This window comes from Streptomyces sp. NPDC014894, assembly GCF_043080985.1.
GTDB lineage: Bacteria > Actinomycetota > Actinomycetes > Streptomycetales > Streptomycetaceae > Streptomyces.
Map to the genome: position 1 here is coordinate 35,800 of NZ_JBIBWD010000018.1, position 18,151 is coordinate 53,950.

Sequence of the window (18,151 nt, forward strand, 5' to 3'; positions counted from 1 at the left end):
GGGGGCCCCGCCGCACGGCGGGGCCCCTGGGCTTTACGGCAGACGCACCGACTGGGCGTGCCGGAAGAAGTTGCTCGGGTCCCACGTCGCCTTCGCCTGCTGGAGGCGGGCGTAGTTGCCCTTGTAGTACAGGGTGCTCCACGTGCTCGACCCGGTGTTCCAGGCGGGGTCGCTCAGATCCTTGTCGGGGTAGTTGATGTAGCAGCCGTCGTTGCGGTCGTTCGGGATCGGGACGCCGCCGCCCTCCGGGTACATCTCCCGGTAGAAGTTGCGGATCCAGGTGACATGGCGGGCCTCGTCGCCCGGGTCGGTCCAGTAGGTCTGGTACTGGAGCTTGAGCACCGAGTCGCGCTGCGGCACCGCGGTCTCGGCGGCCCCCACGGCGTTGACCCGGCCTCCGTACGAGTCGACCTGGACCAGCGCGTCGCCGTTGGAGTAGCCGGCCAGGTTCAGGTGCTTGTACAGCGTGGCGATCTGGTAGGCGGAGAAGCCCTTGCGGGAGTACGCCGACTTGTACTTGCCCCGCAGGGTGGGGTTGCCGCCGCTCAGCCAGTCGGTGGCGATGTACCAGGGGAGCTTGCGCGGCGACGAGAACTGCGGCATGGCCGCGTGCTCGCCCATCCGCTGCGTCATCGCCGTCGGCGTCACACCCACCCCGGCGGTGATCGCCGACAGATAGTCGTTCAGGAGCCCCTGGGCGTTGGGCACCGTGGCGTCCATCTGGGTGAGCAGACCGATCTGGCTGTTGGCGAACGAGTTGTGCGTCAGCTTCAGCAGACCGAACAGCGAGTTGTACGGGGAGTTCGGCGCGCTGTTCTGCTCGTGCCAGGCGCCCCAGTTCTGGATCAGCCGGGAGAACGACTGCTCGTTGAGCTGCGCCCAGTTGAAGGCCGTGGAGTGCACGAAGACCTCGGACGGCGGCTTGGGCAGCAGCTGGGTCGGGTCGGTGCCGGTCGCGCCGGGCGTCCGCATCCAGTAGCGGGTGATCAGGCCGAAGTTACCGCCGCCGCCGCCGGTGTGGGCCCACCACAGTTCCTTCTCGGGGCCGGTCGAGTCCCGGGTGGCCACGACGACCCTGGCGGTGCCGTTCGCGTTCACCACGACGACCTCGACGCCGTAGAGGTGATCCACCGTCAGTCCGTGCAGCCGCGAGAGCAGCCCGTAGCCGCCGCCGGATATATGGCCGCCGGCGCCGACGGACGAGCAGGAGCCCGCCGGGAGCGTCACGCCGTACAGCTTGTAGAGGGTCTCGTAGATCTGGAGGTTGGACGCGCCCGCCTCGATGGCGAAGGCGTTCTTGGCGGTGTCGAAGTACACCTGGTTCATGCCCGACATGTCGACCACGACCTGGACCTGGCTGTTGAAGACGAAGTCCTCGTAACAGTGGCCGCCGCTGCGGACCGTCAGCCGCTTGTTGGCGGTGACCGCCTCCTGCACGGCCCGGAGGGCCTGGGCGGTGGTGGTCACCAGCCGGACCTGCTCGGGGTTGGCGGACCAGCGCTGGTTGGTGCCGCGCACCAGGTCGGGGAAGCGGGGATCCGCCGGGGCGACGGATATCAGGTCGGGCGTCACGGTCGTGACGGCGTTCGCCGTGGCCGCCGATGTGCTGGTGGCCGCCTGGGCGCTCGCGGGAAGGGCGGTGGTCAGGGCCGCCCCGCCCGCGACTGCCGCCGCGCCGGTGAGAAGGGACCTGCGTCCGAGGTCTCTTTCGGAGTTGTTCTTCTTGCTCATGGTCACATTCCCCCAACTGGTCTGTTCACGAAGGAAAGGCGGTGGTGCAGAAGAAAGCCCGATCGGTGATCGATCGTGAGAACAATAGATCAATGTGACTGGCGTGGCGCAATACCTCGATCGGTAAAACTGTCCGAACTGCCGCTCAAAAGGCTTTGGTTGCAACATGCGCAACTCGTCCGGAGGTCAAGGCCACTCCTATACCGGCGTGTTGGGGGATATATGCGGGCACTGCCTGAATCTTGTGTGCAACGCCGCCGAGGACGCTCGCTGTCGCCGCTTCGGCGATTCGCCTTCCGTCGGCGCGGAGGCGGTGCGGCCGCCGTCTGTCCGGGGCGGTCCGGGCGGGTCCCGGGCCTCGCCCGGAGGCGGCCGCGCGCCGCGACGACGGCCCGCCGCCGGGAAGCGGAAGGCGGCCGACCCTCGGCGCCCGGCGCGGCCCGTTCCCGAGAGAGACGGGTACGGGGCCGGGGCGGCGCAGGTCGGGGGCGGGGCGGCGGGGGAGGGGCCCGGTCCCGTCGGCGCCCTCCGCCCACCGGGCCGGCGGAAGCGGGGGCGCGGTTGGCGCGGGCGCGGGTCCCTCCCGCGGCGGGGGCGGAGGGTCCGCGGACGGATCCGGCCGGTCCGGTCCGGCTCCGGAACCGGCCCGGAGAGTTTGGCGAGATTCAGTACGGCGCGTGAAGGTATTGCGAAGGTATGATCGCGCGCGAAGTCGCGGTGCGGAATGCCGGAAGGGTCCGCCTTCATGGGGAGCGGCCGCGTTTCGCAACGGGGAATTCACCATGGTTGTGCCAGTCAATGGCTGGGGCATGGATCTACGGGATTCGTGTCCCGGACAGTTCTCCGCGGGCCCCGCAGTTCCCGGCGGTGAGGGGATCGGCCACCGCGCTCCACGATCGCGAAGGCGAATCCGAGTCCGGGACCTTATGAGTAAGAGGCCCGGAAAGCGGTCACGGTTCCACGACTTTCTCGATGTCGAGCGGCGTCTCCGTACGGGCCGGGGCGACGCGGAACCGTCCGCCCGGGAGACGCCCGCCGTCTGTTCGGCGGACGCGCCCCGCCGACGGCGCCCGATCGGACGGCCGCTTCGGGGTCTGACCCGGCGCGCGATCGCCGTACCACCGCGAGGGCGGGCCCCGGCCGCGTGAGGCCGCCTGCCCGGGAGCGACCGCCGGCGTCCGCGATCCCGTCCGCACGGCTCCGCCCGCAAGGCTCCGCGCCGTCTCACCCGCACAGCCCGCGCCTCACCCGGACGGCCACGATCCGCATGCCCGCCGCCCGGGGTGCCGGTCTACTGGCTCGTGGGCGGCAGGCCCCTTCCCCCACCAGGAGACGACACCGTGACGACAGCGATCGTAGGCCTCGGCAACATCGGATCACGCCTGGCCGAGGGCCTGGTGGCAGGGGGCGAACCCGTACTCCTCGCCGCCCGCGAGATCGAGGGGGCGCGGGAACCGGCCGACCGGCTCGGCGACCGGGCCACCGCCGTGAGCGTCGACGACGCCGTGGACCGGGCGGACGTCCTCGTCCTCGCCGTATGGTTCGACACGATCAAGGAACTCGTGACCCGGTACGGCGAGCGTCTCGGCGGCACCATCGTCGTCGATCCCTCCAACCCGATCGCCCCCGACGGCAAGGGCGGATTCACCAAGACCATCCCGGAGAACGAATCGTCCGGAGAGGCCATCGCGAGCCTGCTGCCCCCGGGCGCGCGGCCCGTGAAGGCCTTCGGCACCCTCATGGCCGAATCCCTGCGGAGCGCGGCGAACCGGACGCCCCACCGCGCGGTCGGCTTCTACGCGGCCGACGACTCGGCGGCCGGTGACACGGTGGCCCGCCTCATCAGCGCGGCAGGCTTCGACCCGCTGAGGGTGGGCGGCATCGACCAGTCCCGCCGGATCGAGGTCTTCGGCGATCTCCACGAAGGCAGCCTGGGCCACGTCCCCACGGCGGAACAGGCCAAGGGCCTCCTCTGACGCCCCGGGCCCGGCCCCGCCCCGCCGCACCCGGCACGCCGGACGCCCCACACGACTCGGCCCCCGCCCGCCGTCACGCCCGGCCCGGTACGCGAACGCGCCGCCGCGCCACGTACCCGTCGAAGCCAACCCCCGGCCCGGCCCAGATCCGCGACCCGCGCGCCGAACAGGCACGACAGGCGGTACGGGAGCGCTCCCCGCCCCGGGCGCGCCGCCCGCGCGCCGGCCGGGACACGCCGCGCCCGCGCACCGGCCGGGACGAGCCCCCCGTACCCAGGTCATCGGGAGGACGATCCGCTCCACCGCCCGAGCGGGCGGCCGGGGCGGGCGGCCGCCGACACGACACGGCGGGGCGCTCCGGCCCGGCCTCGGCGGGCAGTTCGGAGAGGAGGCCCGCCGCGCCGTCGGGGTCCATCGCTCCGGTGTGTCGGCGTGCTCCGGGCCTCCCTCGCTCCAGCGAGCAGCCGGTGCCGCTCGCCCTGGCGCGCCCGGGCGACGCCGCCGATCAGGACGCGCCGCGCGCCCTCGTACCCGCCGCAGCAGATGTGAACGCGCCGCGTGCCCTTCATGACCATCGAGCCCGCGCGCCGGCCGACGCGGGCGACCGCCGGAACGCGCCGCTCCGGCGGCCCGCCGGAGCGGGGCCGGCACCGCCGTGCCCGCTGGGTCGAGGCCGTCGCCCACCGGTGGACCCACCGGGAGCCGCGCGGCCCGCGCGATCGCACCGGCCGCGCGGCTGTCCGCGCGACGCGCGGTCCCGACCGGCTCGTTGGAGCGCACCGGTGCACTCGGGGACCACGCGCCCTGTCCGGCACTCCCGCACTCCTGGGCACACGCCTTCTCACCCCTCCCGGCCTGCCGGAATGCTGATCGTGTTGTAGGGGAATCCCACCTTCTTCAGGAGGCAGTCATGGCAGTCTCACGCTCCTTGATCGTCGGCGCTCTCGTGGCAGGGCTCTTCGCGGCCGGCACGGGCACGGCGCTGGCGGCCCCGTCGGCCGCGACGGCGAGCCGGTTCGACGACGGCAGTTTCGAGTACCCGACCGCGCCCGCGAACTCCTTCGCGACGATCGCGGGCGGGCAGGCGATCGGCCCGTGGAAGGTCACGTCCGGGGCAGTGGACCTGATCGGGGCCGGGTTCTGGCAGGCGGCCGAGGGCGACCAGTCCGTCGACCTCAACGCAGGCCAGGCGGGTTCGGTCGCACAGACCTTCACCACGATCCCGGGGCGGACGTACACGGTGACGTACGCGCTGGCCGCGAACCCCGCGGGCGGTCCCGCGGTGAAGACCGGCAAGGTCCTGGTCGACGGACAGAACTTCCAGGACTTCTCCTTCGACTCCACCGGCAAGACATTCGCCGCCATGGGCTATGTGCAGCGCCAGGTGACGTTCGTGGCCGGCGCGTCGACGACGACCCTCGGGTTCGCCAGCACCCTCTCCGGCGCCTACGGACCCGTCATCGACGATGTCCGCGTCACCGCCTCCTCCCCGTGTTCCTGCACGTCATGACCGCCTGGCGGTTCTGACCGCCCGCCGTCGGCCCTCGCTGGGCGGCCGGCTCGGCGGAGGTCCAGACCTCCGCCGAGCCGGAGCCGGAGCCGGTCGGCCGCCTTGCCGCAGTGCCTCGCCGCCGGTCGCTTCCGACGGGGGCGAGGAGATCCGCCGCGTGCACCGGCCGTCGTCGGCGCGCCGGCCGGGTCGCCCTCGCCGGCACGGTCCGGCGCCCGGCCGACGGCCCCGTACGGCCGGGAGCGCGCTCGGGCCCTACGACGGCGCGCGGACCCCGACAGCGGCGGCTGCCGGAGGCCCGCCCGTCCGCACCGCCCCGCGAGCCCCTGGCGCGAGCCCTCCCGCCGCAGACCGCACACGGCGGCACCGGCACCGGCACCGGCACCGGCACGGAAGCGGAACACCTTCGCGACCGGTGTGCCCGAAGGTCTCCCGCGCCCCGAGGGCGAGGCCGGCCGCGATCCGGAGCCGGGACCCGGGCGGGAATGGGCCGACAGCATGCCGACCGTACCGATCCTGCCCCGGCCGCTCCCTCGACGAGCGTGTCGAGGCGGGCGGCGATCCACGCTCCCGGCGCGCCGACCCGGCGCGCACCGCCGACGAGGACCGGGAGCGCGCCTCGGAGGCCGCCCGCCCGGGCCGGGCGACCGGGGCCGGGAAGCGGGCCCCGGCGACAAGGGACCGGCGACAAGGGCCCCGCCGTCCCGCAGGCACATCCAGCTACTGCCAGGGATACCTTCGCCCCGTGTGCGGCGGCCTCCCGGGACGTAGCCTGACCTGCATGAGCGCAACCGAACTGGGCGAATTCCTGTGCGCCCGACGAGCCCGGACCGTACCCGAAAGCGTGGGAATCACGGCACGGTACACAGGCCGGCGCGTCCCCGGGCTGCGACGGGAGGAACTGGCCCGGCTCGCCGGGGTGAGCGTCGCGTACTACACCCGGCTGGAACAGGGACACAGCCAGAACGCCTCGGACTCGGTGCTCGACGGACTCGCCCGCGCGCTCCGTCTCGACGACGCCGAGCGCACCCACCTCTACGACCTCGCCCGCGCCCCACGACGCCGCGCGGGCACCGAGCCCGCCCCGGAGACGCCCCACCCCCGCACCCTCGCCCTCCTCGACTCGCTGCCCGGACTGCCCGCCGTACTGCTCGGCCGCCGCAATGACGTACTGGCCTGGAACCGCCTCGGCCACGCGCTGCTCGCGGGGCATCTCGACTTCGACGCGCCCCGGACGGCGCGCCGTCCGTCGCTGTCGCGGACCCTCTTCCTCGATCCCCGGTCCCGGGAGACGGAGGCGGACTGGGACGCCTACGCGGCGGTGCATGTCGGCCATCTCAGAATGGTCGCCGGACGGTACCCCGACGATCCGGAACTCGCCGCCCTCATCCGCGAGCTGACCCGCGGCAGCGAGGAGTTCGCCGCCCTCTGGGCCGCGGGCCGGGTCCGTGACTGCACCTTCGGAGAGCGCCGTCTGCGCCACCCCCTGGTCGGGGAGATCACGCTCACCTACCAGGTGTGGCTCCAGCCGGACAGCCCCGACTGCCGCCTGGAGGTCCTCACCGCCGAGCCCGGCACCGCCTCGGCCGACGCCCTCGCGGCTCTCGCGACCCTCACCCCGGACCGCGCCGACCGCCCCACGGCGCGCCGCCACCGCTGAGAGACCCGTCCGCCCGGGGCGGACGCGCAGCACAGCCATCGACGATTCACCGCGCGGAGGCCGGCCTCGGCATGCCCGCACGCGGTGGGCAAGGAGCACTCATGAACACGGAAACCGTCCGCGACAGGTCCGCCCTGGTCATCGGCGGGACCGGGATCACCGGCCACGCCCTGAGCCGCGAACTCGCCGCACAGGGATGGCGCGTCGCGAGCCTCTCCCGGCGCGCCCCGGCCCCCCTCGACGGCGTCGCCACGATACGCGCGGACCTGACGGACGCCGCGTCCGTACGGGCCGCCCTCACCGGGCTCAGCCCCTCCCACGTCTTCTTCACGGCCTGGACCCGCCGGGAGACCGAGGCGGAGAACATCGCCGTCAACTCCGCCATGGTGCGCCATGTGCTGGACACGGTCGGTCCGACCGGCCGGCTGCGGCACGTCGCGCTGGTGACCGGGATCAAGCACTACCTCGGCCCCTTCGAGGCGTACGCCGCCGGCGAGACGCGCGACACGCCGTTCCGCGAGGACGAGCCCCGTCTGTCCGCCCCCAACTTCTACTACGCGCAGGAGGACGAACTCTGGAGCGCCGCCGAACGGCACCGCTTCGCCTGGAGCGTCCACCGCGCGCACACCGTCATCGGCCACGCCGTCGGAAACGCCATGAACATGGGGATGACCCTGGCGGTCCAGGCCGCCCTGTGCCGGGCCGAGGGCTCGCCCTTCGTCTTCCCCGGCAACGAGGTGCAGTGGAACGGCGTCACGGACATGACCGACGCCACGCTGCTGGCCCGCCAGATGATCTGGGCGGCCACGGCCGACGGCGTGCCGAGCCAGGCGTACAACACCGCGAACGGCGACCTCTTCCGGTGGCGAAGGATGTGGCCGCGGATCGCGGAGCTGCTCGGCGTCGAACCCGAGGGGTACCGGGACCGTCCCCGGCCGCTGGAGGAGCAGATGGCGGGCAAGGCCGCAGTCTGGCGCCGGCTGGCCGAACGGGAGGGCCTCGCCGAGCCCGACCTCGACCGGGTGGCCTCCTGGTGGCACACGGACGGCGACCTCAACCGGCCCGTCGAATGCTTCACCGACCTGAGCCGCAGCCGCGGCGCGGGCTTCACCGAACACGTCGACACCCTCACCTCGTTCGCCGGTCTCTTCGACACCCTCAGAAAGGAACGCGTCATTCCCGCCTGACCGCCGGCCCTACCGCCCGCCCGCCTGACCGACCGACCGCCTGCCCCACCGCCTGACCGCCCGCCGCGCCCGGGGAGCCGGTCCCCGGCGGGAGCGTACGGCCCGACTACGCCGCGGCCTTCTTCAGCGCGGGTCCCAGCCTCGCCAGCAGCAGATCCGTGACCGCGGGGTTGGGACCCAGCAGCATGCCCGACTCATTGATGTCGAGAAAGTGCAGATCGCCGCGGTCGGACAGACCGAGACCGGACACCAGGGGCCGCTTGAGGAAGTCGGCCTCGGCGTCCTCGCCGTACACGCCGAAGAACGCCATGTCGGCGCTGTCCAGCAGATCCATGCGCTCCGCCGGAAGCTCGGCGGTGCCCGCCGCCTCGATCCGCAGCCCGGTCAGTTCGTCCGGCAGCCGCACACCGAGCGCCGCGAAGAACCGGGCGGTGGGGCCGTCGGTCGCGACGACGGTGTGCACCGAACCGGCGTACTCCTGCCCGAAGGCGTAGGTCTTGCCCTTCAGCCCCGGATGCGCGGCGGCGAACTCCGCCAGCCGCGCGCGCGACTTCGCGATGAGCCGCTCCGCCTTCGCGTCCTCGCCGAGCGCCCGCCCGATCAGCCTGGTCAGATCGTCCCCCGAGTCCTGGAGCAGCTTGTTCTTGTACGAGACCACCGGCGCGACCGCCGACAGCTTCTCGTACGCCTCGCCGAACGCGGGCTGCGCGGTCGTCATCAGGATGAGGTCGGGCCGGAGCGCGAGGATCTTCTCCAGATTCGGATTCAGCGCGTCCAGCGTCACGACCTTCGGCGGATAGCCGGGGGAGACGCCCAGCCAGTTCCCGTCGGACGAGGAGCTGTTACGGGCCGCTCCCACCACGGGAGCCCCCAGCGCCGCCGCGATCTGGGCGTCGGCGAATCCGAGCACCACGACCCGCTCGGGCTTGCGCGGAATCGTGACCTCCCCCTGGCCATGGGTCAGCGTCAGCGGGAACGCGCCCTGCCGGGCCAGGCCGCCCGGGTCCGCCGTCGTCCGGGAGGCCGCCGATCCGCTGTCGGAGCAGCCGGTCAGCACGAGCGCCGCCGTCGCGAGCACCCCCGCGGCGAAAGCCGCCAGGGGGCGTGGCACACGGGGGAGTGGGGACATGGGAAGCCTCGTTTCGTACGGAGTCGTGGCACCCGGTCGGCGTACCGGGCGGTGTCTCGGGGCGGCCGGCGGCCCGTTCGGCGACCGGTGCGGTGAACGTGTCGAGCGCCGCCGGGTCCGCTCCCCGCCGTGGCGCGCTGCCCACGGAATGCCGCATACCGCCACACCCCTCGATCAAGTTAGGCGCACCTTACTGAATGGTGAAGCTGATTCACAATTATGGACGCCCACCCGGCCCGAAGCCCCGCCGAGTTCCGGCCCATCGCGTCACCCCGCCGATTTTCGGCCGCGTTCGTCCAGGTCGGGGGCGGCGGGGAAGCGGTCGGCCGCGCCGCCCCACAGGGCGATACCCTCGCCCTGTGGCGCTGTCAGAACCCTCACCCCGCCCGGGCCGCCGTCCCGGCCCCAAGCCCCGGCTCAGCCGCGAGAAGATCATCGAAGCGGCCATCGAGCTGGGCATCGAACAGATCTCGGTGCAGTCCGTCGCCACCGCTCTGGGCGTGGCCCCCGCGAGCCTCTACCGCTATGTCGCCGGCCTCGACGACCTGGTGGGCGCGGCCCTGGAGGCGGTCTTCACCGCGGCCCCGCTCCCCGAGACCGACAGCGGCTGGCGGGCCTATCTGGAGACGGAGGCCGCCACCCGCTTCGATCTGCTCGTCCGCTACGCCGGGCTGGTGCCGGAGAACAGCGCGGGCCTCGCCGGGGCCGCGGTCCGGCGTTTCGAACAGCTTGTACGGGGCCTGACGTCCCGCGGGTTCACGGTCGACGAGGCCGTGCTCGCGGCCGACGCGGTGGTCGACCTGATCCACGACGGCGCGGCCCAGATCGCCCAGCTGCGCGACCCCGACGATCCCGAACGGCTCTCCGCGCGGACCGCCGCCTCATTCGCCCTCTACTCCGCCGACGTGCGCGCGGCGATCGACCGCATCGCCGCCGAACCGCGCGCACATCTGTGGCGCAAACTCACCGTTCTGCTCGACGGTCTGGCGGTGGGCCGGGGCGAGCCCGCCGGACCGACGGCGCGTCCCGCCCCGTAGACCGCCTTCCCCCGAGGTGCGCCGAGCCGCCAGGTGGACCGGTCTACGCAGCCGTGCGCCCTCGCGGACCGCCTTCGCCGCCGTGGCCCCAGCCGCCTCGCGGACCCGCCTTCGCCGCCGTGGGCCGCGCGGCCGTGGCAGCGCCGCACCGAACGGCGGCCGTGCGGTCCGGGGCCGGTCAAGGGCGGTGCCACACCAGCGAGTAGCGCCAGAACAGCCGTCGTTCCAGCCGTGCGCCGGGCAGGATGCTCCGGGCCTCCCGGGCGATGTCGTCGAAGGTCATGTCCGCCGGGCGGGTACGGGCCGTCATGGAGACGGGCCGGGGCGCGCGGCGGCCCCCGTTCTTGAGCCAGCCCATCAGGGCGTTGACCGGCATGGCGACGATCCCGAGCAGATGGTCCACGGGGCCGTGCGCACGGGACAGCCCGACGACCACCAGCGTCCCTCCCGGGGCGAGAAGGTCGCGGAAGACGGCGAGCGCCCGCGCGAACGGCAGATGGTGGATCGTGGCGACGCAGGTGATCACGTCGTGGGAGCCCGACGGCGGATCGGCCATGACGTCCGCGACCGTGAAGGTCACGGGAAGCCCGGCCGGAGTCAGCCGCCGGGCCCCGGCCACGATCTCCGGATCCGCGTCCACCGCCTCCACGGCGGCGGCCCGCGCGGCCAGCAGCCTCGCCAGGTCGCCGCTGCCGCAACCGATGTCCGCCGCGCGGTCGAAGCGTCTCGGCAGCTGCCGCAGGATCCAGCGATGGTAGTGGGCGTTGTGGTCCCAGGGATGGGCCGCGTTGAACCGTTCGAGAGCCCGCAGGGCACGGGACAGCAGGGTCTTCATCCGGCCACCCCATCAAGGACCGGAGCCCGAGCGCCCGATTCCGGACAGCTGCCCGGACTCCGGAGAGCACGGCCCCCGGCGCTCAGACCTGGGACTCGGCGAGCAGCCGCAGGGCCAGTTCCTTGAGTTCGCGGTCCGCCTTCGTCGCGTCGCCGGAGTCGAACGGCGGCCGGGGGTCGTACTCGACGGCCAGCTGAATCGCCTGCGCCGTGGTGTCCCCGGCGATCAGCGAGGTCAGATACAGGGCCATGTCCAGCCCCGCCGACACCCCCGCCGCAGTGACGATCTTCCCCGAGCGGACGAAACGCTCCGGTACGACGGTCACGTCGAAGTGCGTCCGCAAATAGTCGGCGGAGGCCCAGTAGGTCGTCGCCCGGCGGCCGTCGAGCAGCCCCGCGGCGGCGAGGATCAGACTTCCGGTGCAGACCGACGTCGTCCACCGGGTGTGCCGGTGGACTCGGCGGATCCAGCCCAGCAGGGCCCGGTTCTCCATCGAGGCGATCGTGCCGCGATTGCCCGCGCCGGGCACGAGGAGCACGTCCAGCCGGTCCGTCTCCGCGATCGAGCGCTCGGCCGTCACCCGTACGTCCCCGGTGTCCGTGCGCACCTGGCCCCGCCGTTCGCCGATCATCGTCACCCGCGCGCCCGGCAGCCGGGACAGCACCTCGGCCGGGCCGGTGGCGTCCAGCAGGCTGAATCCGTCGTACAGCAGGATGCCGATCTCCGGCCCGTCGCCGCCGGGAGGGGAGCCGTCGGGCGCGGAGCCGTCGGACGGGGTGCGGCCGTACACGCCAGGGCCGTACGGGGTCTCGGCGTACGCGCTCCCGGGGAGGGAGGCGGCGGTGAGCGCGGCGGCGGCCGCGCCCCCGAGCAGAAGACTTCTGCGGGTTGCTCGATGCGTCATGCCACCGGAGTCTTCCGCCCCGGCGGATCCAGCGCCCTCGGTATGTCCGGCATCTTGCGCATCGTGTCCCCGGTGACGCCGTAGTGGTCGAGGAACGCCTTCCGCAGCGTCTGCGCCGAACCCAGCCCGCAGCGGCGGGCGATCGCCGCCAGCGGCAGCCCGCTGGAGCGCACCAGATGCGCCGCCGCCTCCGTCCGGGCCGTCCGCACCGCCCGGGTCGGGGTGGTGCCGAGATGCGCGGTGAACAGCCGGGTGAGATGACGGGGGCTCACCCCGGCGCGGGCCGCCAGCGCCCCGGGCGTCAGATCCCCGGCCAGATGCCCGGCGATATGGCCCGACAGATCCCGGACCAGCCGGTCCCCGGGCGGCGGGGCGGCCAGGAACATGCTGATCTGGGCCTGGTCGGCGGGCCGGTGCAGATAGGAGACCAGCTCACGGGCGACCGACCGGGCCGACGTCGGACCGTGGTCGTCCTCGATCAGCGACAGCGTCAGATCGAGCGCGCTGGTGACGCCCGCGGCGGTGTAGACGTCGCCGTCGCGGATGTAGAGCGGTCCCACGTCCACCGCCACGGTGGGGTGGCGGGCCGCCAGCTGCTCGCCGTACCCCCAGTGCGTCGTCACCCGCCGGTGGTCCAGCAGCCCGGCCGCGGCGAGCACATAGGTGCCGGTGCACACCGAGGCGACGCGTTTGCTGAGCCCGGCCAGCCGCCGGACCTGCGCCACCAGCCTGCCGTCCGCCGCGGCCTCCGCGTATCCGGCCCCGCCCACCACGAGCAGGGTGTCCAGCCGCCCGGTCACCGTCTCCAGCCCCTGGCCCGCGCCGATCATGATCCCGGCCGAACTGCGGGCGGCCCGGCGGCCGAGGGTGCCCAGCTCGATCGTGTAGGGCGGCGTCGCGCCGTACCGGTTCGCTATGTCGAGCGCCCCCGCCGGGCAGGCGATGTCCAGTATCTGGGCGTCGTCGTAGGCCACGATGAGCATCCGCCGTCGATCATCCATCCGGGCATACCATCACAGGAGACGGGCCCCGCGGGGCGATGCGGCCGGGACCGGCCGGTTCAGTCCGGCGGCGCCGGGGTCCGCTCCGGCTGCAGACCGCCCACGAGTTCCCGCAGCCGGCTCATCAGCCCGGCCGCCTCCGCGCGGTCCCTGCCGACGCACAGCGCCCCGAACTTCCCGTACCGCGTCACCGGGCTCATCAGATGCAGCACCACACCGGTCCCGCGCGCCGGATCGAAGCCCAGGGGGGAGGCGGTCACGGCGTCGATCAGCTGGGCCGGGCGGAGGCCCTCGAAACGGCGGTCCATGATGCCGTCCGACGCCTCGTAGACGTACTCCGTGCCGTCCACCACGAAACGTCCGTCCGGCGTGGGATCCGTGCCGAGGAGACCGGCCGCCATGGTGAACGGGTGCTTGGTGGCCGTCGCGCGGAGATTGACCTCGCAGCCGAGCAGCCGCCAGGCGGACCCGGAGCGCACGGCGAGGAAGTCGACTCCGTAGTCGCCGGCGTCCACGCCGAGATCGAGCAGCGCCTTCCCCACCCTCAGCCCGCAGTCGACGACCGCCTGCCGGTAGTCGTCGCGTGCCGGGAAGGAACAGCCGGTGTAGCTCTGGCCGCCGGTGCCGAGGACCTGGTCGTGCGTGGAGACGGCCACCGCCTCGCCCGCGTCGGTCAGCCGGCCCTGGAAGCTCGGGCTGTGCAGCGGCGCGCCCTCGATCATCTCCTCGGCGATCGCGCCGGACTCCTCCATGAGCGCGACGAAGTCGTCCCAGGTGATCCTGCCGTCCACCAGGGAGGCGTGGGGCAGCGCGTCCCAGACGAGCTTCTCCAGGCTGTCGTCCGTCACGGACAGCAGGGAGTCGTCCAGTTCGAGCAGGGCGTTGCCGAGCCCGCCGCCGTACGCGGTGCTGTCGAGCTTCAGCACGACCTTGCGGCGCCCGGCCCTGACCAGGTCGGCCACCGCGGCGGCCAGCTCGGCGGGGCCGTGGCACAGCTCGCCGCCCGCCGGGACGGGGACGCCGGCGGCGGCGAAGAGACGGCGGCTCGCGTGCTTGGTCCCGAGCGGAATGTGCGCGGACGACGGCTGGGTGCCCGGCACCCCGAGATCGCGCGCGAGCAGCTCCAGCGGCCGGGACGGTTCGAAGTAGCTCAGCCGCACATCCGCCCCCGCCCGCCTCCGGTCCGTGGCGAACTCGCGCAGCGCGTCCCGTACGGAGGCCGCCTCCGCGCCGGCGGGGTCGAGGACCTTCTCGCTCAGCCAGCGGGAGGAGGCGTCGTCCAGCGTCACGATACGGATCCGCTCGCGCGCGTCCGACGGGCCGCCGAGGCGGTCGCGCGAGCCTTCACCGGGCCGGCCGCCACAGTCCTCGCCCGGTCGGCTCGCCGAGCCCTCACCGGCCAGGTCCCCCGAGTCCTCGGCGGCCCGGCCGCCGCCGGAGAGCAGCCCCAGGTAGTAGTCGACCTGCCGGTCGGCGTCCAGCATGGGCGGGGCCGTGACATAGAGAAGGTGTCCGCCCTCGCGGCAGACCGTGTTGACGATCGCGGGCCCCAGCAGCCGTTCGGGGAAGTACGTCGCCCCGATCAGCCGCTCCAGGAGCTGGGGACTGCACTCGCGGCTCTCCACATGCATACGCGCCACCGGGCGGCGCGGGGGTGTCTCGGTCACAGCATCCTCAGGTCACAGGCAACGGCCGGGATTACGCAAAGCAACAACATGGGTCCCCGCGTCCAGGTCACGGGCTCCCACCGTGGCGTGAACCCGGCGGTGTTCGAGGAACACCAGCCCCTCGTCCTCGGCCAGGGCCCGGAAGTTCTCCACATACGTCTTGCGCTCGACGTCGTAGTCCACCCCCGCCACCAGGGCCTCAAGCTCCAGCACACAGAACCGTACGCGCTGCCACGGACTGTCGTCCCCCGCATGGAGGAAACGGTTCTGGCGCGTTTCGGCCAGCAGCGACCGCAGCCCTTCCGGCGTCCGGCGGCCCGGGTCCAGCAGCGCCCGCAGCCGCCGCCGTTCGGCCGGCGGCAGATCGTCCTCGCGGACGTGCGCGAGGGCCTGGTCGATGTAGACGAAGTGGTGGTCGATGATTCCCCGGGTCCGCTCGGGGACGGAGGCGAAGGGCGCGATCATCTCGTCCGCGACCACGATCAGACCGCCCGGCGCGGTATGCCGCCGCAGACCCCGCAGAAACAGCCGGGTGTCCAGATGGTGGGAGGCCCCGACCGACACCGAGACCGGATAGTCCCGCCGTCCCGTGAAGTCGGTGATCCCCGCGTTGTACGCCGTGATCGCGTGCCCCGCGACATTCCGCAGCAGATGGGGGAAGGCGGCCCGGCTGGGCTCCACCGCGTCGATCCGGGCGTCCGGGAACATCTCGGCGAGCATCACCGTCGGCAGCCCCGGGCCGCTGCCCACATCGAGCACCCGGTCCGGCGGCGCGGGGCAGTGGGCCCGCACCATCCGCCCCAACTCCACCATCTGCACCGCGTACGCCGGGTGTACGGCCTCGAAGAGCGCGTACTCGTCGACGCTGATGCGGGCCTCCCACACCTCCGTGAAGGTGCCGTCCGCCTCCGTGAAGTCGCCGTGGCCGCGGTCCGGCCCCGGGCCGCCCGGCTCGCCGCCGAGCGCGGAGTCGGGCCCGGGGCCGTGGTCCCGTACGAACTGCGGCACCGCCGGCGTGCCGGCCCGGTTGAGCACATCGCAGGCGAGCGTCGCGACCAGCCAGCTCGCGTGCTTGAGCGCGTCGGTGGCCAGCGCCTCCTCCTCCCGGGCGAGCACGTCTCCCGCGCCGGGCAGCAGACCGGTCAACAGCTCGGCGAGTTGCCAGACCTCGACGGCGTCGTCCGGAGCCGGCAACTCCGCGAAGCGCTGCGGCGTCGGAGCCGTACGCCGGCACGAGACCAGGACCGCCGCCTCCCGCCGTTCGACCGTCACCGCCGCGCGGGGGACCCGCAGCTCCAGCCCGTCCCCCCGTACCGTGCACAAGGCGTCGGTACGGCGCGCGTAGTCGGCGATGCGATCCCGCAGCACGGGCCAGCTCAGCGCGGTCGCCAGGCGCAGAACCCGGTCCGGAAGGCCGTTCTGGCACTCCTGGACCGCTTTCGCCACCATGTCCTCGAACCGCTCGGGCGAGTCGACCGCCAGCGAGGGACCCTGCATGTTCACGGTTTCCTCCCGATACAGCGACGTCCGGCGTGATGGCCGGACCGCTTGTGCCATGACGCCGGAATGCCGTGTTCCGAGAATGGGCCGTGCTGTTCGGAGCAGGCCGGATCAAGAATCCTCATCAAGGATGGGGGAGTCGGCAGACGAGGGCAAGACCGCCCGGCCGCGGGGGCGCGTTCCGCCGGGCGCGCCTCCGCGCCGCGGACAGCTCCCTCCCGGGTGCGGAGCCGCGGCCGGGCCGGCGGCCGCGTGGAGCCAGGCCGGGCCTCTCCCGTACCCGCGGCCGGGTCAGCTCCGCGCCACGAGCGCCGAGTACGCCCGCTCCAGGCCCTGTTCGCGTCCGTGCCGCAGATCGACGAAGACATGACCGCCGGCCGCGCACTTGTCGCGCAGCTCCCGGCTCCGCCGCGACACCCACGCGGCGGTCTCCTCGTACACCGAGTCGTCGGCCCCGTCGAGCCAGTCCGGCGCGAACCGCAGGCCGTCCGCGGTGAGACCGGTGTTCCCGAGGAAGACCGGGACCACCGGTATCCGCCGCCCGACGGCCGCCGCGACGGCCTCCGGCGTCACGATGTCCCCCTCGACCACATATCCGTCCAGCGGGTCGGACGCGTCGAGGCCGTCCGCGACCGCCGCGAGGAACTCGACGAGGAACGGCAGCGCCGACGCGGCCTTGTCCGGATGGGCGCCGTGCCGCACCCCGCGCTCCGGAGCGGCGTGCTGGAGCATCGACACCAGCGCGTCGGTCGGACAGCCGGGCAGCCCGGCCCGCTCCAGAAGCATCCGCGCGAGCGTGCTCTTGCCCACCCTGGGCGGGCCGCCGATCAGACGGATCATTCCCCGAATCTACTCGGCCGGGCGGCGCCCCCCGTACCGCGTCGCGGTCGGGGAGCGGCGCGATCACCGGCGGGGCCGTCCTGCGGATCGCCCGGCGCGATCGCCTTGGCCCGCGCGATGGTCTCAGCCCCGCGCGATCGCCTTCGCGACGCTCGCGATGCCGCTCGCGCCGTGTCCCTCCGCCGCCGTCCGCTCCAGCAGGGTCCGGAGCAGCTCCGGCAGTTCGGTCCCGACGCCCTGGGCCCGACTGGTGTCCAGCAGATGCCCCATCGCCGCCCGGTGCACGTCCACGGTGCCGTCGTCGTCGGGGAACCGGTCGTCCTCGATCTGCCGGGCGTGTTCGGCCAGCAGCGAGATGATGAACGGCATATGCCCCTCGGCCACGGCCGCGAACGCGGTGGGGGCGACGCCGGCCGCGCCCGCCAGGGCGAGGGAGTGGTGGAAGCCGGCCAGCGCGCCCCAGATCATGCCGAACAGCGCCGTGTCGTACACCGGGGCGAGCGCCGGGTCCTCGCCGAGGTGGCGGGCGTCGCCCAGACTCGACAGCGTCCGGCGATGCGCGGCGAACGCCTCCTGGGAGCCGCTGAAGACGAACAGCGCCTCGGGGCGTCCGACCAGCCGGGTGCCGCTCATGGCGGCGCCGTCCAGATAGCCCGCGCCGTGCTCCCGCGCCCAGTCGGCCGTCCGGACGGCGTCCTCGGGGGTGCCGGAGGTCAGATTCACCAGCACCCGGCCGCCGAGGCCGTCCGCGACCGGGCCGAGGAGTTCCGCGCCGGTCGCGTAGTCCGGCAGGCAGAGGACGACCAGCGGGCTCGCGGCGACCGCCGCCCGCACGTCGGCCGCCCGGACGGCCCCCTGGGCGACGAGCGCGTCGGCCTTCGCGCCGGTGCGGTTCCACACGGTGGTCCCGTGGCCCGCGTTGAGGAACGCCTGGGCGAGCCGGGCGCCCAACCGCCCCAGACCGATCACCGACACCGCGGTCCGCTCGTCGCCGTTCTGCTCCGACATGGTCATCACTGACTCCCGTTCCCTGTTCGTCCGGGCCGTTTCCCGGTCCGTCCGGCCGAGCCGCACCGGTCTGTGCGGCACGGCCCCACTCTGGCCGCGCGTCCTGTCGGGTCCCTGTCGGACCGCTGTCGGTCTCCCCGGCGGTCCGACAGGGACCCTCCGAGGA

At 73.5% G+C, this 18,151-nt stretch carries 14 protein-coding genes; 5 read left to right on the top strand and 9 right to left on the bottom strand.

What is annotated here, in order from left to right:
• Positions 1–33: 33 nt before the first annotated feature.
• Complete coding sequence (locus tag ACF089_RS31360) at positions 34–1,731, bottom strand: FAD-binding oxidoreductase (protein WP_392034023.1); 1,698 nt, start codon at positions 1,729–1,731, stop codon at positions 34–36.
• Positions 1,732–3,071: 1,340 nt separating this feature from the next.
• On the opposite strand from ACF089_RS31360, the gene ACF089_RS31365 reads away from it, so the two are divergent.
• From ACF089_RS31365 to ACF089_RS31380, 4 genes are all read left to right on the top strand, one after another.
• A complete protein-coding gene (locus ACF089_RS31365) occupies positions 3,072–3,707 on the top strand; it encodes an NADPH-dependent F420 reductase (protein ID WP_392034025.1) in 636 nt (211 codons plus the stop codon).
• A gap of 910 nt (positions 3,708–4,617) precedes the next feature.
• The gene (locus ACF089_RS31370) at positions 4,618–5,217 is read left to right on the top strand and encodes a choice-of-anchor C family protein (RefSeq protein WP_392034027.1); all 600 of its coding nucleotides are present in this window, start codon (positions 4,618–4,620) and stop codon (positions 5,215–5,217) included.
• Positions 5,218–5,998: 781 nt separating this feature from the next.
• On the top strand, positions 5,999–6,877 hold the full coding sequence (locus tag ACF089_RS31375; protein WP_392034029.1) for a helix-turn-helix domain-containing protein: 879 nt from the start codon (positions 5,999–6,001) through the stop codon (positions 6,875–6,877).
• A gap of 101 nt (positions 6,878–6,978) precedes the next feature.
• Positions 6,979–8,064, top strand: a complete 1,086-nt coding sequence (locus ACF089_RS31380) for an SDR family oxidoreductase (protein WP_392034032.1) — start codon at positions 6,979–6,981, stop codon at positions 8,062–8,064.
• Between the two features lie 106 nt (positions 8,065–8,170).
• Here ACF089_RS31380 and ACF089_RS31385 read toward each other — a convergent pair whose 3' ends face one another.
• Positions 8,171–9,175, bottom strand: coding sequence for an ABC transporter substrate-binding protein (locus tag ACF089_RS31385; protein ID WP_392034035.1), 1,005 nt, complete (start codon positions 9,173–9,175; stop codon positions 8,171–8,173).
• Positions 9,176–9,552: 377 nt separating this feature from the next.
• Between ACF089_RS31385 and ACF089_RS31390 the strand changes: the two genes are divergently transcribed.
• Entirely contained in the window at positions 9,553–10,230 is a 678-nt protein-coding gene (locus ACF089_RS31390) for a TetR/AcrR family transcriptional regulator (protein WP_392034038.1), read from the top strand.
• A gap of 178 nt (positions 10,231–10,408) precedes the next feature.
• On the opposite strand, the gene ACF089_RS31395 is transcribed toward ACF089_RS31390, so the two are convergent.
• The 7 genes from ACF089_RS31395 to ACF089_RS31425 all read right to left on the bottom strand — a co-directional run bounded on the left by ACF089_RS31395 (position 10,409) and on the right by ACF089_RS31425 (position 17,991).
• Positions 10,409–11,065: a class I SAM-dependent methyltransferase gene (locus tag ACF089_RS31395; RefSeq protein WP_392034041.1), complete on the bottom strand. Its 657-nt coding sequence runs from the start codon at positions 11,063–11,065 to the stop codon at positions 10,409–10,411.
• Positions 11,066–11,147: 82 nt separating this feature from the next.
• Entirely contained in the window at positions 11,148–11,969 is an 822-nt protein-coding gene (locus ACF089_RS31400; RefSeq protein ID WP_392034044.1) for a DJ-1/PfpI family protein, read from the bottom strand.
• Complete coding sequence (locus tag ACF089_RS31405) at positions 11,966–12,970, bottom strand: GlxA family transcriptional regulator (protein ID WP_392034046.1); 1,005 nt, start codon at positions 12,968–12,970, stop codon at positions 11,966–11,968. The genes ACF089_RS31400 and ACF089_RS31405 overlap by 4 nt, the downstream gene beginning before the upstream one ends.
• Positions 12,971–13,029: 59 nt before the next feature.
• On the bottom strand, positions 13,030–14,637 hold the full coding sequence (locus tag ACF089_RS31410; RefSeq protein ID WP_392034048.1) for a peptide ligase PGM1-related protein: 1,608 nt from the start codon (positions 14,635–14,637) through the stop codon (positions 13,030–13,032).
• 12 nt (positions 14,638–14,649) lie between these two features.
• Positions 14,650–16,134 carry a class I SAM-dependent methyltransferase gene (locus ACF089_RS31415; RefSeq protein WP_392034293.1) on the bottom strand — a complete coding sequence of 495 codons (1,485 nt, stop codon included), beginning with the start codon at positions 16,132–16,134 and terminating at the stop codon, positions 14,650–14,652.
• A 294-nt stretch (positions 16,135–16,428) separates the two neighbouring features.
• Positions 16,429–16,977 carry a hypothetical protein gene (locus tag ACF089_RS31420; protein WP_392034051.1) on the bottom strand — a complete coding sequence of 183 codons (549 nt, stop codon included), beginning with the start codon at positions 16,975–16,977 and terminating at the stop codon, positions 16,429–16,431.
• A gap of 123 nt (positions 16,978–17,100) precedes the next feature.
• On the bottom strand, positions 17,101–17,991 hold the full coding sequence (locus ACF089_RS31425; RefSeq protein WP_392034053.1) for an NAD(P)-dependent oxidoreductase: 891 nt from the start codon (positions 17,989–17,991) through the stop codon (positions 17,101–17,103).
• Positions 17,992–18,151 lie beyond the last annotated feature (160 nt).